Consider the following 13,264-nt stretch of genomic DNA (forward strand, 5'->3'; position numbering starts at 1 on the left):
CTTCTGGCAGCGAAAGGCGATTTTCGATAAACCGTTGTTCCATGACGATTATTTTTCTCGGGTTTCGCAAGTTTCTGAACGCCACGATCTGCGCCGCCGCGCTGGCCGGTTCGCTTGGGCCGGCGCGCGCCGAGATGAGCGGCTGGATCGACAATGAGGGCGGCCGGATGCGGCTGATCGCGCTGCCGCCCGGCCGCGACGGCACGATGCGCGGTGCGCTGCAGATCGAGCCGAAGCCCGGCTGGATCACCTATTGGCGCGAGCCCGGCAACAGCGGAATACCGCCCCAGATCGCGGTCGCGCCGGAAAGCGGCATCACGCTGACTGCAATCCGCTATCCCGTGCCAAAACATCTCGTCGACGGCAAGATAGACGACATCGCCTATGACGCGCCCGTTTCGCTGCCGCTGACCTTCTCGGCGAAAGACGCCTCCCGGTCGCTCGAACTGAAGGCGAGCGCGTTCATCGGCATCTGCAAGGATATCTGCATTCCGTTTCAGGCCGAATTCTCACTTCCCATCGCTGCCGCCAATCAGTCCCGGCCGGAAGAGGAAGCGATCCTCAAGAATGCCGAGGCCTCCCTGCCGGAAAAGCCGTCGTCGCAGTTCAAGGTGATCTCCCACAAGTTCTCTGAGGACATGAAAGAGCTCTGGCTGCAAGTTGCCTTGCCCGACGGCGGCGACACCGCGCCGGAGGTGATCCTCACGGGGCCAAGCGGATATGTCTTCACTAGGAAGCTGATGAGCAAGCGCGACGGAAAGAATTTTTCAACGTCGATTGCCGTCGACAAGCTGCCGAAGAACTATGAAATCGCCCGCAAAAGCTGGAGCGTTCTGATCATCGACGGCGGCCGCGCCATGGAGACGCCGCTTGCCTTTGACTGACCGGCTTTTATAGTCGGCTGCAACCCCGCGGCTGCCCCCGCCGCAATCATAAACACCAAGGAGAACCCTATGACCATCGCGATCGGCGATAAGCTTCCTGCCGCCACATTCAAGGAAAAGACGGCCGACGGACCGGTCGAGGTTTCGACGGATCAGCTCTTCAAAGGCAAGCGCGTCGTGCTTTTCGCCGTACCCGGCGCCTTCACGCCGACCTGCTCGCTGAACCATCTGCCGGGCTATCTCGAAAACCGCGATTCCATCCTCGCCAAGGGCGTCGACGATATCGCCGTTCTCTCCGTCAACGACTGGCACGTCATGGGCGCCTGGGCCGAGCAGTCCGGCGGCATGGGCAAGATCCACTTCCTCGCCGACTGGGACGCCGGCTTCACCAAGGCGCTCGGCCTGGACGCTGACCTTTCCGCCGGCGGCCTCGGGGTGCGCTCCAAGCGCTATTCGATGCTCGTCGAAGACGGCGTCGTGAAATCGCTGAACGTCGAGGAGAGCCCCGGCCAAGCCACGATCTCAGGTGCGGCCACGATGATAGAGCAGCTCTGAGAGAGAGCCACAGAGAAGGCGTGGAGAGGCGGCCGAACCCAGCCGCCTCAGACCGGTAAATTATTGTATTTTCGTAGGTTCTTGTCGACCAGGAATTCCGGCAGGAAACGACGCATGAGGCTGACTTGGCCCGCCAGTTTTCCCGCGGTGTAGCGCCTTTTCGGCGCGGGATCAGCGGCGGCTTTCACGACGGCTTCTGCCACAACTTCGGGGGCGTCGCCGGTTTCGACTCCGCTCCGCATTCGCCCCTCCATCTGAGCGCGAACCGTGTCGTAAATGGGCAGCAACCGATCAGGCCTAGTGAGGTTTTCTTCAAACGACGTGCGGGTGAAGCCAGGCTCGACAAGCACAACCCGAATGCCGAACGTGCGCAGTTCATGATCGAGCGATTCCGAATATCCTTCGATCGCATGCTTGGTCGACGCGTAAAGAGCGTTATAGGGAGACGGAATCAGGCCCAGGATGGAACTCATATTGATGATTCTGCCCATGCGTTGGCCTCTCATGACCGGCAACACCGCATTTGTCACGCGGAGAACGCCGAAGACATTCACATTGAACAAGGCCTGAGCCTGCGCAGGCGAGGATTCCTCGGCGCCGCCGAGCAAGCCAATGCCGGCATTGTTGACGAGCAAATCAATGCGTCCAGCTCTGCTTAGAATCTCATCCACGATCTTCTCTACAGAAGCGTCATCGGTCACATCGCAGATCAACATCGTAACACCGTCTGCCGTTTCGGCTACCGCTTTCCGGCTGGTTCCGAACACGCGATAGCCAGCGCGCTTTAGGGCTTTGGCCGTTGCCAGCCCAATGCCTGATGATGCGCCTGTGACCAAGGCTACGCCACTTTCCGTATTGCTCATGTAACTTCAATTCTCCTGTTACGGGGTGGACTGTCTGTCACTATGAGTGTTAGTATCATTTCGAGAGTAAGTCACTATCAAAATGATATGAACAATCAGAATCTTTTAAATGAACCGTGCCCAATCGCGCGCAGCCTGGCATTGGTCGGCGACGCGTGGAGCATCTTGATCCTCAGGGACGCGAACGCAGGCCTCACTCGTTTTGACGAGTTCCGCAAAAGTCTCGGCATTGCGCCCACGATCCTGACACGTCGTCTCGCCATGCTGGCGGAGGAGGGTTTGCTGGAAAAGCGGCGCTACTTGGAGCGGCCCCCGCGGGAGGAATACGTGCTGACGGCTGCCGGACGCGACTTTCTACCGGTGCTCTTCATGATTGGCGCATGGGGACGCAAGCACCGTGGCGGCGGCAAGCTGACACGGTTCCTGGACGCTGAAACTGGAACGGAGATTGAGCCCGTCGCCGTGGATGGTGTTACCAACGCAAGGATCGGAACTCGGGCGATACGCATTGTTAAACCTGAATGATTTCAGGAATGCTCGCAGGAGATGCTTGCTGCCACCAGATACGCATGGGCAGATTATGGCCCCTTCATGAGGTCGTCGGGACGCAAATTGCATGCGCCTTTTGTTAAACAGGCCCCCCGTAAAGCCCGGTACCCCAACCATCGGGATCTGGTGGGTGGCCGCTCTCATCCATGAGCCCCTCCTCCCGCGGAATTCCCGGCTAAAAGCCACATTGTCTACGTCTGACTTTTGCAACATGACAAGGCAAGCCGTTTGACTTCCAGTCCGTATTGGTATCCGGCCTTTGTTTTTCGGCCGGCTCGCCAACGCCGTCAATTTGCCATATTCGTTACAGCATAACGTGTAATGTTATTACATTTAAGAAGCATCACCTATGAAAAGATTGCCTTTCGCGTCCGGTCTGCTCCTGCCCTCTGCTGTGACCCGCGTCGCCTGCGTGCTCGTTCTCGTAGGGGCACTCTGGACGGCGATCCATTGGGCAATGGTCCTGCCATGAGCGGCGCGCTGATCACCCTCGACAACCTGACCGTCGCCTATGATCGTCACCCAGCGGTGCATCACGTTTCCGGCTCCATTCTCGCAGGCAGCCTGACGGCGATCGCCGGGCCGAACGGTGCGGGTAAATCGACGCTTCTGAAAGCCATTATGGGCGAGCTGCGGCCCGCCGAGGGGCGGATTTCCCATAGGCTGCAGCGCACCGATTTCGGCTACCTGCCGCAGGCGGCCGAAATCAACCGGCGCTTTCCGATCTCGGTCTTTGACGCCGTGCTGCTCGGTGCTTGGCGTAGCAGCGGCGCCTTCGGGCGCGTCTTGGCGCATGAGACCGGCAAGGCTCGCGAAGCACTTTCCGCAGTCGGGCTCGAAGGTTTCGAGAAACGCCATATCGGTTCGCTGTCGGCCGGGCAGTTCCAACGCGTGCTTTTTGCCCGGTTGCTGCTGCAGGATGCCAAGCTCATCCTGCTCGACGAGCCGTTCACGGCCATCGACGCCCGCACGACAAAGGATCTGCTCGATATCGTCGCGCGCTGGCACGGCGACGGGCGAACCGTCATTGCGGTGCTTCACGACTTCGACCAGGTGCGGGCGCATTTCCCGGAGACACTGCTGATCGCGCGGACGCTGATCGGCTGGGGGCCGACCGGCGACGTCATGTCGCCCGCCAATCTTCTCAAGGCGCGCGCCATGGCCGAGCGCTGGGACGAGGATGCGAGAGCCTGCGAGCCTGCGGCATGACGGCCTACGACATCTTCCTCGCGCCGTTTGCGGACTACGGTTTCATGCGCCGCGCGCTCGTCGCCTGCCTCTGCCTCGGCCTCGGCGCCGGCCCGATCGGCGTCTTCCTGATGCTGCGCCGCATGAGCCTGATGGGCGATGCGATGAGCCATGCCGTGCTGCCGGGTGCGGCGATCGGCTACCTCGTTGCGGGATCGCTGTCGCTGACCGCCATGGGCATCGGCGGCCTTATCGCCGGGCTCTCCGTCGCGCTGCTTTCCGGCATCGTCAGCCGGACGACGGTGCTGCAGGAGGATGCCAGCTTCGCAAGTTTCTATCTCGCGTCGCTGGCGCTCGGCGTGCTGATCGTTTCGCTGCGCGGATCGAATATCGACCTGCTGCATGTGCTCTTCGGCACCATTCTGGCGATCGACGCTCCTTCCCTCGTCCAGATCGGCGCGATCACCTCGATCACGCTCGTCGTTCTCGCCGCGATCTACCGGCCGCTGGTGGCCGAATGCTTCGACCCGGGGTTCCTCAAAGCCGTCGGCGGCCGGGGACCGGTCTATCATGTGCTTTTCCTGCTGCTCGTCGTGCTCAACCTCGTCGCCAGCTTCCAGGCGCTCGGCACGCTGATGGCCGTCGGATTGATGATGCTGCCGGCGGTAATCGCGCAGCTCTGGTCGCGCAGCCTGCCGTCGATGATGGCGATCGCGGTGATCAGCGCCACCTTCTCCGGCTATCTCGGGCTTATCGCCTCCTACCATCTCGAGCTCGCCTCCGGCCCGACCATCATCATGACGGCGGCGGCAATCTACGGGCTTTCCATCCTCTTCGCGCCGTCGGGCCTCGCCCGGCGCCTCTTTCCCCGCCCGCGTCTTACGGGCTGAACTCAAGGAGACTTCGATGATTTCCCGCAGACTGCTTCTTTCCGCGGCCGTTCCCGCGCTGATCGCCTTTTCGTCCGTACCAGCCTCCGCCGAAACCCTGAAGGTGGTTGCCTCCTTTACCGTGCTTGCCGATGTCGTCAGCCAGGTCGGCGGCGACCACGTGAACGTCACGAGCCTCGTCGGCCCGAATGGCGACCCCCATGAGTTCGAGCCGTCGCCTGCCGACGCCAAGCATCTGAAGGCCGCGCAGGTGACCTTCGTCAGCGGCGAAGGCCTGGAGGGCTGGATGGACCGGCTGATTTCCGCTTCCGGCTACAAGGGAACGCCGGTCACCGTCTCCGACGGCATCAAGACCCGCACGATGGAAGAGGACGGCGAGACTGTCACGGATCCCCACGTCTGGAACAGTCCGGTCAACGTGAAGGTCTGGGTCGCCAATATCGAGAAGGCGCTATCGGCCGCCAATCCGGCGGATGCCAGCATCTTCAAGGCGAATGCCGAGCGCTACACGAAGACGCTCGACGCGCTTGACGCCTATGCCCATTCCAAATTCGACACGGTTCCGGACGACCGGCGCAAGGTGCTGACGAGCCACGACGCCTTCGGCTATTTCGGCCGCGAGTACAATGTCAGCTTCCTAGCGCCGCTGGGCATGTCAACCGAAACGGAGGCGTCTGCCGCAGACGTCGCCAAGCTGATCGAGCAGATCAAGGCCGAGCACGTGAAGAGCTATTTCTTCGAAAACTCGAACGATCCCCGCCTCGTCAGGCAGGTCGCCAAGGCAACAGGTGCGGAACCCGGCGGCGAGCTCTATGTCGAATCGCTTTCGGATGCGAAGGGACCGGCGCCGACCTACGAGAAGATGTTCCGCTACAATGTCGACCAGATCGCCGCGGCGATGGCAAAGTCGAGCTGATTGGCGCCGCGGCTTCCCTCAGAGATTGAAATCAAAGACCAGGAGGCCGGCAAGGCCGCCATCCGTCGAGGAGACGATGCGCTCGCCGACGGCTACATGCTCGGGATGCACGAGATAGGCATCCCGCGCCGCGGCATTTTCGAAGGTCACCACGAAGCCGTCGACGAAGCCGCCATGCAGCCCTTCCGGCGAGACGTTTGGGCCATATCTGATATCGAGGATGCCCGGGATCACCTGCTTCAGCGCGACGACCGATTCGAGCAGCGCCTGCTTCTCCTCGCCCGTCATAGCAGCCTTCAGCCGCAGCAATACGCAATGCAGGATCATATGGTGGCCTCCTATGGCGTTGCCGGCAGAATAGAGGGAACGAGGCAGAGGGCAAGGGGATTACGGTGACTTCCCGGCGGCTCTACTTGAAACCGTGTCCGGCTCCTCCACCTTTCCAGAGTGGTGCCAATTACGAACGCGGGAGCGCTGCGAGCGAGCCTGCTGGCCACAGATCATTCAACAGAGCACATTGCCCTGCTGTTCGTCCGCATTGACCGGCAGCTTTGAAGAATTCGAGGCCCTCCCTCTTCGTTTTCAAATGAAGGGAGATGGATATGGCAAAGGTCGTTTGCGTCCTCTATGACGATCCGGTCGATGGATATCCGAGCGCCTATGCGCGGGATGGCCTGCCGAAACTTGAACACTATCCCGGCGGCCAGACGCTTCCCACCCCGAAAGCCATCGATTTTCAGCCGGGCGCCCTGTTGGGCAGCGTCTCCGGCGAACTGGGCTTGAGGAGGTTTCTCGAAAGCCAGGGGCACAATCTGGTCGTGACCTCGGACAAGGACGGTCCCGGCAGCGTCTTCGAACGCGAGCTTGCCGACGCCGAGATCGTGATCTCGCAGCCTTTTTGGCCGGCCTATCTGACCGCCGAGCGGATCGCCAAGGCGGCCAAGCTGAAGCTGGCGATCACCGCCGGCATCGGCTCCGACCATGTCGATCTCCAGGCCGCGATGGACCGCGGCATCACCGTCGCCGAGGTGACCTACTGCAACTCAATCAGCGTATCCGAACATGTGGTCATGATGATCCTCAGCCTCGCGCGAAACTATATCCCCTCCTACCAGTGGGTCGTGAAAGGCGGCTGGAACATCGCCGACTGCGTCGCGCGCTCTTACGATATCGAGGGCATGGAGATCGGCACGGTGGGTGCCGGGCGGATCGGCAGCGCGGTGCTTCGCCGGCTGAAGCCGTTCGACGTCAAGCTGCACTATACCGACCGCCACCGGCTGCCCGATGCAGTCGAGAAGGAGCTCGGCGTTACCTTCCACAAGACGCCAACTGAGATGGTGCCCGTCTGCGATGTCGTCACGATCAACGCGCCGCTGCATCCGGAGACGGAAAACCTCTTCGACGAAGCGATGATCGCCAAGATGAAACGCGGCGCCTACCTGGTGAACACGGCGCGCGGCAAGATCTGCAATCGCGATGCCGTCGCGCGGGCGCTCGAGAGCGGCCAGCTTGGCGGTTATGCCGGCGACGTGTGGTTCCCGCAGCCCGCACCGAAGGACCATCCTTGGCGGTCGATGCCGCATCACGGCATGACGCCGCATATTTCGGGCTCGTCGCTCTCCGCCCAGGCGCGCTACGCCGCTGGCACGCGGGAAATTCTCGAATGCTGGTTCGAAGGCAAGCCGATCCGCGAGGAATATCTGATCGTCGACGGCGGCAAACTCGCCGGCGCCGGTGCTCATTCCTACAGCGCCGGAGACGCGACGCGTGGGTCTGAAGAGGCAGCGCGCTTCAAAAGCTGAAAGCGCCCGGTTGCTCGGAAGGCTCGACCGGCTCTCGTTGCCTGCCGAGAGCCGAAGCGGTTGCAGGCATGCGTTGTCGTCAGCAATGTTATGCCGACTTGTTCGCTTCAATGAAACGACGCAGCGCTGTGGCAGCGTTCAGCATATGTGCTCGCATGCGCCGAGATGCCATTTCGCCGTCGCCCTCCGCGATCGCCTGCATGATGGCATCGTGCTCATCCCGGGATTTACGCATCCGATCGCCTTGCCGAAGTTGCGTGCGCCGAAAGGCGTTCAGCCTCGTGCGCACCGCTATCGCTTGTTCGGCAAGAAAGCCGTTGTGGGTAGCGCGATAGATCGTCTCATGGAATTCGCGGTTGAAAGCATCATACGCGTCAAAATCACCTTTCTCGACAATCTCGTCAGACATGTCGTGCAGTCCGATCAGGTGGCTTCGCTCGAGCGGAGTCATACGGTAGGTCGCAAGCCGCACGCACATGGCCTCGATCTCGGCCGACGTCTCAAACATGTCCATGATGCGCTCGGGGGTCAAGCGAGCCACGACGACGCCTCGCCGTGCGCGAACCTCGACGAGCCCGCTGACCGCCAATTGACGCAGCGCTTCTCGAACTGGAGTGCGGGAGGCGCCGAAACGGTCGGCAAGCTGCTGTTCGTCCAGCGAAGCACCCGCTACCAGCGTGCCCGCAGCGATCTCATCCGTCAGCGCGTTGCGAATGCGGTCAGACAGGAGCTCCCGATCATCGACATCATCTCGAGCGTCTGATCCCTTGACCATGCATAATCTTCCTTACCCTTCGGGCTCCTTTGTACGCGAATATGCACAACCGGAAAAGTGACCGCATACAAAATAGTCATCACGGAACAGTTACGCATTCAATTATTGAAACATTTCCGCTTAAAGAATACATAGTACCGGGACATCATATATCTTGCATACGCATCGACTTTCTAAGAATGCGAGCTGGAGAGCTGGAAAAGCTATCGCAGCCACGCTTGAGACACGTCGTACGCAAGCCTTCAAACTGTTCGACGCAGAAGGAAGCCATCTCATGATGATGACAAGACGTACTTTCTCAGCCGCCTTTGTTGCCGGCGCGGCCACTTCTCTTCTCTCAACCCGCAGCATGGCCGCGCCCTCTGGTGCGGTGAAGGCGCGCAACGTCGTCCTGGCGCATGGGCTGTTCGCTGATGGATCGTGCTGGTCCGAGGTGATTGCCCGACTGCAGGCAGCGCGGTTCAATGCCACGGCCGTGCAAAATCCGCTAACGACGCTGCCTGAAGCGGTATCCTCCGTTGAGCGGGTGCTGGCACGGCAGGATGGCCCGACGGTTCTGGTCGGGCATTCCTTCGCGGGGATGATCGTAACTGAAGCTGGTATGCATCCGAACGTGTCGGCACTCGTTTATGTCGCAGCGCGGGCGCCGGATGCGGGCGAGGATTATGCCGCACTGGCCAAAACATTTCCCACGCCGCCGGCCTCCGCAGGCATCGTTTTCGATGGTGACGAAGGGCACCTTAGCGAGGCGGCATTCCTGCATGATTTCGCGGGCGACCTACCGGAAGCAAGGGCGAAGGTGCTTTATGCAATCCAGGAGCCATTCAACAAGGCTCTCCTTACGGGCAAGACCTCCCAGGCGGCTTGGCGTTCGAAGCCAAGCTGGTATGCCGTTTCGACGGAAGATCGCACGATCAATCCAGACCTCGAACGCTTCATGGCCAAGCGCATGGGAGCCAAGACCATCGAACTGAAGGCCAGCCATCTCTCGCTGATCTCCCATCCGGATGAGATTACCCAACTGATCATCGAGGCGGCGGGATAGCACACGCGATCTGGCCGCCCACTAATGCACGCCGAGGAACTGCTTGAGTTCGGCGGTCTTCGGGTTGGCGAAGACTTCTTCCGGCGGGCCGATTTCGTGGACGCGGCCCTGGTGCATGAAGACGACGCGGCTGCAGACGTCGCGGGCGAATTTCATCTCGTGCGTCACCATCAGCAATGTCATGCCCTCGGAGGCAAGCTCGCGCACGACGGCCAGAACCTCGGCGACGAGTTCCGGGTCGAGCGCGGAGGTGATCTCGTCGCACAGCAGCGCGATCGGCTGCATGGCAAGCGCCCGGGCAATCGCGACACGCTGCTGCTGGCCGCCGGAAAGCTCGTCGGGATAGGCATCGAACTTGTGGCCGAGACCGACGCGGTCGAGCATCTTGCGGGCGACCGCTTCAGCCTCTGCCTTCGGCGTCTTCTTGACGACCGACTGCGACAGCATGACATTGCCGCCGGCCGTCAGGTGCGGGAAGAGATTGAACTGCTGGAAGATCATGCCGACCTTCAGCCTGAGCGCCTTCAGATGCAATTCGTCGTCCAGAAGCTGGGCGCCGGCTACCGAGATCGAGCCTTGGGTGATGGTCTCGAGGCCGTTGATGCAGCGCAGCAGCGTTGATTTTCCCGAGCCGCTCTTGCCAATGATGGCAATGACCTCGCCCGGCTCCACATCCAGGTCGATGCCCTTCAGCACCTCGTTCGTGCCGTAGCTCTTGCGGACTTCAGTGATTTCGATGAGCGACATTGAGCTTCCTTTCGAGGATCTGGCTGCTCTTCGACAGAGGCCAGCAAAGCGCAAAATAGATAAGAGCGACGAGCCCGTAGACAGTGAAGGGCTGGAAGGTGGCGTTGGTGACGACGGTGCCTGCCTTCGATAGTTCGACGAAGCCTATGATCGAGGTGAGTGCCGTTCCCTTGACGACCTGGACGGAGAAGCCGACGGTCGGCGGCACGGCGACCCTCAGCGCCTGCGGTAGGATGACGTAGCGCATCTGCTGCAGCCTTCCCATGCCGAGGCTGGCGGAGGCTTCCCATTGGCCTTTCGCAACCGCTTCGACGCAGCCGCGCCAGATTTCGGCGAGGAAGGCAGCGGTCCAGAGGATCAATGCCAGGGCGGCGGCAAGCCATGCCGGCACGTCGACGCCGAAAAGGCCGAGACCGAAGAAGGCGATGAAGAGCTGCATCAGGAGCGGCGTGCCTTGAAAAAGCTCGATGTAGTATTTTGCAAGCGCCCGCAGCGACTTCCGCTTGCTGATGCGCAGGAAGAGCAGGCCGAGCCCGACCGCGCCGCCCCCGATGAAGGAAACGAGCGAGAGCAGAACCGTCCAGCGCGTGGCGAGCAGCAGGTTACGCAGGATATCCCAGAGTGTGAACTCGATCATCGGACAAGCCTCCTCGGGAAGATGAACCCGCCGGCCACCACCAAAAGCTGCCGGAGCAGGATCGCCAGCGCCAGATAGATGGCCGTCGAGACGATGTAGGCTTCGAAGGCGCGGAAGGTTCGCGACTGGATGAAGTTGGCGGCAAAGGTCAGGTCCTCGGCGGCGATCTGCGAGACGACGGAGGAGCCGAGCATGACGATCACCACCTGCGAGGAGAGTGCCGGCCAGATGCGCTGGAGCGACGGCACGAGAACGACATGTCGGAAGGTTTCGAATGGCGTCATGGCGAGGCTTGCGCCCGCCTCGAACTGCTCCTTCGGCGTCGCCTGGATGCCGGCGCGGATGATCTCGCAGCTATAGGCCCCGAGGTTGACGATCATGGCAAGATTGGCGGCCGTCAGCTCAGAAAGCTGCAGACCGAGCGACGGCAGGCCGAAGAAGATGAAGAAGAGCTGGATCAGGAACGGCGTATTGCGGATCAGCTCGACATAGGCCGCAACGACGGGCTTCAGCCAAGCCGGGCCGAGCGCGCGCACCCAGGCACAGAAGGTGCCGAGCAAAATGCCGAGCACGCCGCCAATCGAGATCAGCTCGATGGTGATCACGATGCCCTTGACGATCTGCGGGTAATATTGAAGCAGCCAACCGAATTCGAAATGGTAGCTCAAGACACTGTCCCCTCTTTGAATACCGACGGCGAGTGGTCACCCCGCGGCGCGGGATGACCATGCTGGACCGGTTTTTAGAGGTCTTTCGGGAGGTCGGCGCCGAGCCACTTCTGGGCAATGGCGTTCAGCGAACCATCGGCCTTGGCGGCGGCGATGATGCCGTTCACCTTTTCGAGAAGCGCTGGCTGCTCCTTGCTGAGGCCGATGTAGCAGGGCGAGTTCTTGATCAGGAACTTCAGTTCGGGCCGCTTCGGGGGGTTCTTGGCAAGGATGGCGGCGGCAACCACGTTGCCGGTTGCAACAGCCTCGACCTGACCGGAGAGGAAGGCGGAAATCGTGCCGTTGTTATCCTCGTAGCGCTTGATCGTGACATCGGCAGACGCGATCTTCGTCAGTTCGAGGTCTTCGACGGCGCCGCGGGTGACGCCGACCGTCTTGCCGGCAAGATCTTCCACCTTGGCGACGGAAAGATCGCCTGGTGCGAACACGCCGTTATAGAAGGGAGCATAGGCCGCGGAGAAATCGATGACCTTTTCGCGGTCCGGATTCTTGCCGAGGCTGGAAATAACCAGATCGACCTTGTTCGTCTGCAGATAGGGAATGCGGTTGGCGCTGGTGACCGGCACGAGTTCGGTTTTGACGCCAAGTTTTTCGGCAATCAGATTGGCCATGTCGATGTCATAGCCCATCGGCGCCATATCGGTGCCGACGCTGCCGAAGGGCGGAAAATCCTGCGGGACGGCGACGCGCAGCGTGCCGCGCGCGGTGATGTCGGCAAGCGCATCGGCATGGGAAGCGGAACCGAAGCCGACAGCGGCTGCGAGCGTTGCGATTGCAAAGAATGTTCTTCTTGTCAGCATGTGTTCATTTCTCCTTTGAAGTTGCGGTTTTTCGTGTGCCTGCCGGTTGGGAAGACACGGTCCTGGGAGGGAGCGACAGGGAGCTGCGCAATTCCGAGAGTGGGTCCGGGCGAGTCGTGAGGTCCAGGCCCGTTTCCACCTCGTCCAGATGTTCGACGGAGAGCTCGGCGGCCTTGACGAAATCGCCTGCTGCCATGGCCTCGAAGATGCGGCAATGCCCCTCATGAGATTGCACTGCGTGAAATTCCGACTGATAGAGCATCGAAATCAGGATTGTCCTGGCAGTGAGATCGCGCAGGATGTCGACAAGGATCGGGTTGCCGCCGAGTTCGGCGATGCGGATATGGAAGTCACCCATGAGGCAGGTGAGGCGCTGGCGGTCGCCTGCAGCCATCGCAGCCTTTTCCTCGTCGAGGTGGGAGACGAGAACCGTGCGGCCCTCGTCCGTCAGCGCGCGCATGCCACGCAGCAGGCCGGATTCGATAGCACGCCTTGCCTCATAGACGGTCATCGCCTCTTCGGCGGACGGCTCGACCACAAACCAACCTCGCCGGGGGCTCACGGTGACGATGCCGCGCGTTTCGAGCCTCATCATCGCCTCGCGCACACGGGTTCGCGAAACGCCGAAGACTGACGCAAGCTGGTTTTCGCTCAGCCGCGTGCCGGGCCGGATCCGGGCGGAAAGAATGCCCGAAACGATGGCCTCTTCGATGTTGCTCTGTGTGCTTTCGGATGTATGGCTGTCTTGCATACAAGACGGGTAAGCAAGCCATATGCCAGTTTTCGCAAATGCTTCATTTACAACGGCTTTCCCACCTGGACCGCGAAACAGTCCGTTGCAATGCCCGCTATTTAAGCAGTTTCATATTCTGAATAACGACGAGG

The 13,264-nt window shown here is 61.0% G+C and carries 17 protein-coding genes; 9 read left to right on the forward strand and 8 right to left on the reverse strand.

Annotated features, from left to right (window positions below):
* The first annotated feature begins 41 nt into the window (after window positions 1-41).
* Together ACZ9DP_RS30415 and ACZ9DP_RS30420 are read left to right on the forward strand one after the other, a co-directional pair.
* Window positions 42-884 carry a protein-disulfide reductase DsbD domain-containing protein gene (locus ACZ9DP_RS30415; RefSeq protein ID WP_476204518.1) on the forward strand — a complete coding sequence of 281 codons (843 nt, stop codon included), beginning with the start codon at window positions 42-44 and terminating at the stop codon, window positions 882-884.
* Window positions 885-953: 69 nt separating this feature from the next.
* Window positions 954-1,439 (forward strand): peroxiredoxin, encoded by a 486-nt coding sequence (locus tag ACZ9DP_RS30420; RefSeq protein WP_074060477.1) that lies wholly within the window; start codon window positions 954-956, stop codon window positions 1,437-1,439.
* Between the two features lie 47 nt (window positions 1,440-1,486).
* Here the strand turns inward: ACZ9DP_RS30420 and ACZ9DP_RS30425 are convergent, their stop codons facing one another.
* Entirely contained in the window at window positions 1,487-2,302 is an 816-nt protein-coding gene (locus ACZ9DP_RS30425; protein WP_476204519.1) for an oxidoreductase, read from the reverse strand.
* An 87-nt stretch (window positions 2,303-2,389) separates the two neighbouring features.
* On the opposite strand from ACZ9DP_RS30425, the gene ACZ9DP_RS30430 reads away from it, so the two are divergent.
* The 5 genes from ACZ9DP_RS30430 (at window position 2,390) to ACZ9DP_RS30450 (ending at window position 5,845) form a co-directional block, all read left to right on the forward strand.
* Window positions 2,390-2,827: a winged helix-turn-helix transcriptional regulator gene (locus ACZ9DP_RS30430; protein ID WP_194729157.1), complete on the forward strand. Its 438-nt coding sequence runs from the start codon at window positions 2,390-2,392 to the stop codon at window positions 2,825-2,827.
* A 373-nt stretch (window positions 2,828-3,200) separates the two neighbouring features.
* On the forward strand, window positions 3,201-3,323 hold the full coding sequence (locus tag ACZ9DP_RS30435; protein WP_257788096.1) for a hypothetical protein: 123 nt from the start codon (window positions 3,201-3,203) through the stop codon (window positions 3,321-3,323).
* Entirely contained in the window at window positions 3,320-4,060 is a 741-nt protein-coding gene (locus ACZ9DP_RS30440) for a metal ABC transporter ATP-binding protein (RefSeq protein WP_074066919.1), read from the forward strand. Before ACZ9DP_RS30435 ends, ACZ9DP_RS30440 begins: the two co-directional genes overlap by 4 nt.
* Window positions 4,057-4,929 carry a metal ABC transporter permease gene (locus tag ACZ9DP_RS30445; RefSeq protein ID WP_074066918.1) on the forward strand — a complete coding sequence of 291 codons (873 nt, stop codon included), beginning with the start codon at window positions 4,057-4,059 and terminating at the stop codon, window positions 4,927-4,929. The genes ACZ9DP_RS30440 and ACZ9DP_RS30445 overlap by 4 nt, the downstream gene beginning before the upstream one ends.
* Window positions 4,930-4,945: 16 nt before the next feature.
* A complete protein-coding gene (locus ACZ9DP_RS30450) occupies window positions 4,946-5,845 on the forward strand; it encodes a metal ABC transporter substrate-binding protein (protein WP_476204520.1) in 900 nt (299 codons plus the stop codon).
* A gap of 18 nt (window positions 5,846-5,863) precedes the next feature.
* On the opposite strand, the gene ACZ9DP_RS30455 is transcribed toward ACZ9DP_RS30450, so the two are convergent.
* Window positions 5,864-6,172 (reverse strand): Dabb family protein, encoded by a 309-nt coding sequence (locus ACZ9DP_RS30455; protein ID WP_476204521.1) that lies wholly within the window; start codon window positions 6,170-6,172, stop codon window positions 5,864-5,866.
* 275 nt (window positions 6,173-6,447) lie between these two features.
* Here ACZ9DP_RS30455 and ACZ9DP_RS30460 point away from each other — a divergent pair, with 275 nt between their 5' ends.
* The gene (locus ACZ9DP_RS30460) at window positions 6,448-7,647 is read left to right on the forward strand and encodes an NAD-dependent formate dehydrogenase (protein ID WP_476204522.1); all 1,200 of its coding nucleotides are present in this window, start codon (window positions 6,448-6,450) and stop codon (window positions 7,645-7,647) included.
* 88 nt (window positions 7,648-7,735) lie between these two features.
* Here ACZ9DP_RS30460 and ACZ9DP_RS30465 read toward each other — a convergent pair whose 3' ends face one another.
* Entirely contained in the window at window positions 7,736-8,422 is a 687-nt protein-coding gene (locus ACZ9DP_RS30465) for a GntR family transcriptional regulator (RefSeq protein WP_074066914.1), read from the reverse strand.
* Window positions 8,423-8,696: 274 nt separating this feature from the next.
* Here ACZ9DP_RS30465 and ACZ9DP_RS30470 point away from each other — a divergent pair, with 274 nt between their 5' ends.
* The gene (locus ACZ9DP_RS30470) at window positions 8,697-9,467 is read left to right on the forward strand and encodes an alpha/beta fold hydrolase (protein ID WP_239595166.1); all 771 of its coding nucleotides are present in this window, start codon (window positions 8,697-8,699) and stop codon (window positions 9,465-9,467) included.
* 21 nt (window positions 9,468-9,488) lie between these two features.
* On the opposite strand, the gene ACZ9DP_RS30475 is transcribed toward ACZ9DP_RS30470, so the two are convergent.
* From ACZ9DP_RS30475 to ACZ9DP_RS30495, 5 genes are all read right to left on the reverse strand, one after another.
* On the reverse strand, window positions 9,489-10,214 hold the full coding sequence (locus tag ACZ9DP_RS30475) for an amino acid ABC transporter ATP-binding protein (RefSeq protein WP_194729152.1): 726 nt from the start codon (window positions 10,212-10,214) through the stop codon (window positions 9,489-9,491).
* Window positions 10,192-10,851: an amino acid ABC transporter permease gene (locus ACZ9DP_RS30480; RefSeq protein WP_194729151.1), complete on the reverse strand. Its 660-nt coding sequence runs from the start codon at window positions 10,849-10,851 to the stop codon at window positions 10,192-10,194. The genes ACZ9DP_RS30475 and ACZ9DP_RS30480 overlap by 23 nt, the downstream gene beginning before the upstream one ends.
* Entirely contained in the window at window positions 10,848-11,519 is a 672-nt protein-coding gene (locus tag ACZ9DP_RS30485; protein WP_476204523.1) for an amino acid ABC transporter permease, read from the reverse strand. Before ACZ9DP_RS30485 ends, ACZ9DP_RS30480 begins: the two co-directional genes overlap by 4 nt.
* A 74-nt stretch (window positions 11,520-11,593) precedes the next feature.
* The gene (locus tag ACZ9DP_RS30490; protein WP_194729150.1) at window positions 11,594-12,379 is read right to left on the reverse strand and encodes a transporter substrate-binding domain-containing protein; all 786 of its coding nucleotides are present in this window, start codon (window positions 12,377-12,379) and stop codon (window positions 11,594-11,596) included.
* A gap of 4 nt (window positions 12,380-12,383) precedes the next feature.
* Complete coding sequence (locus ACZ9DP_RS30495; protein ID WP_074066909.1) at window positions 12,384-13,130, reverse strand: GntR family transcriptional regulator; 747 nt, start codon at window positions 13,128-13,130, stop codon at window positions 12,384-12,386.
* Window positions 13,131-13,264 lie beyond the last annotated feature (134 nt).

The sequence above is a fragment of the Rhizobium sp. USDA 4016 genome, from assembly GCF_056279705.1.

What these genes read in the sequence shown, in the direction of transcription:
- ACZ9DP_RS30470 (WP_239595166.1), top strand. Translation starts at nt 8,697, where the DNA reads ATGATGATGACAAGACGTACTTTCTCAGCCGCCTTTGTTGCCGGCGCG.
- ACZ9DP_RS30415 (WP_476204518.1), top strand. Translation starts at nt 42, where the DNA reads ATGACGATTATTTTTCTCGGGTTTCGCAAGTTTCTGAACGCCACGATC.
- ACZ9DP_RS30460 (WP_476204522.1), top strand. Translation starts at nt 6,448, where the DNA reads ATGGCAAAGGTCGTTTGCGTCCTCTATGACGATCCGGTCGATGGATAT.
- ACZ9DP_RS30430 (WP_194729157.1), top strand. Translation starts at nt 2,390, where the DNA reads ATGAACAATCAGAATCTTTTAAATGAACCGTGCCCAATCGCGCGCAGC.
- ACZ9DP_RS30480 (WP_194729151.1), bottom strand. Translation starts at nt 10,851, where the DNA reads ATGATCGAGTTCACACTCTGGGATATCCTGCGTAACCTGCTGCTCGCC.
- ACZ9DP_RS30425 (WP_476204519.1), bottom strand. Translation starts at nt 2,302, where the DNA reads ATGAGCAATACGGAAAGTGGCGTAGCCTTGGTCACAGGCGCATCATCA.
- ACZ9DP_RS30455 (WP_476204521.1), bottom strand. Translation starts at nt 6,172, where the DNA reads ATGATCCTGCATTGCGTATTGCTGCGGCTGAAGGCTGCTATGACGGGC.
- ACZ9DP_RS30445 (WP_074066918.1), top strand. Translation starts at nt 4,057, where the DNA reads ATGACGGCCTACGACATCTTCCTCGCGCCGTTTGCGGACTACGGTTTC.
- ACZ9DP_RS30435 (WP_257788096.1), top strand. Translation starts at nt 3,201, where the DNA reads ATGAAAAGATTGCCTTTCGCGTCCGGTCTGCTCCTGCCCTCTGCTGTG.
- ACZ9DP_RS30440 (WP_074066919.1), top strand. Translation starts at nt 3,320, where the DNA reads ATGAGCGGCGCGCTGATCACCCTCGACAACCTGACCGTCGCCTATGAT.
- ACZ9DP_RS30465 (WP_074066914.1), bottom strand. Translation starts at nt 8,422, where the DNA reads ATGGTCAAGGGATCAGACGCTCGAGATGATGTCGATGATCGGGAGCTC.
- ACZ9DP_RS30475 (WP_194729152.1), bottom strand. Translation starts at nt 10,214, where the DNA reads ATGTCGCTCATCGAAATCACTGAAGTCCGCAAGAGCTACGGCACGAAC.
- ACZ9DP_RS30450 (WP_476204520.1), top strand. Translation starts at nt 4,946, where the DNA reads ATGATTTCCCGCAGACTGCTTCTTTCCGCGGCCGTTCCCGCGCTGATC.
- ACZ9DP_RS30490 (WP_194729150.1), bottom strand. Translation starts at nt 12,379, where the DNA reads ATGCTGACAAGAAGAACATTCTTTGCAATCGCAACGCTCGCAGCCGCT.
- ACZ9DP_RS30420 (WP_074060477.1), top strand. Translation starts at nt 954, where the DNA reads ATGACCATCGCGATCGGCGATAAGCTTCCTGCCGCCACATTCAAGGAA.
- ACZ9DP_RS30495 (WP_074066909.1), bottom strand. Translation starts at nt 13,130, where the DNA reads ATGCAAGACAGCCATACATCCGAAAGCACACAGAGCAACATCGAAGAG.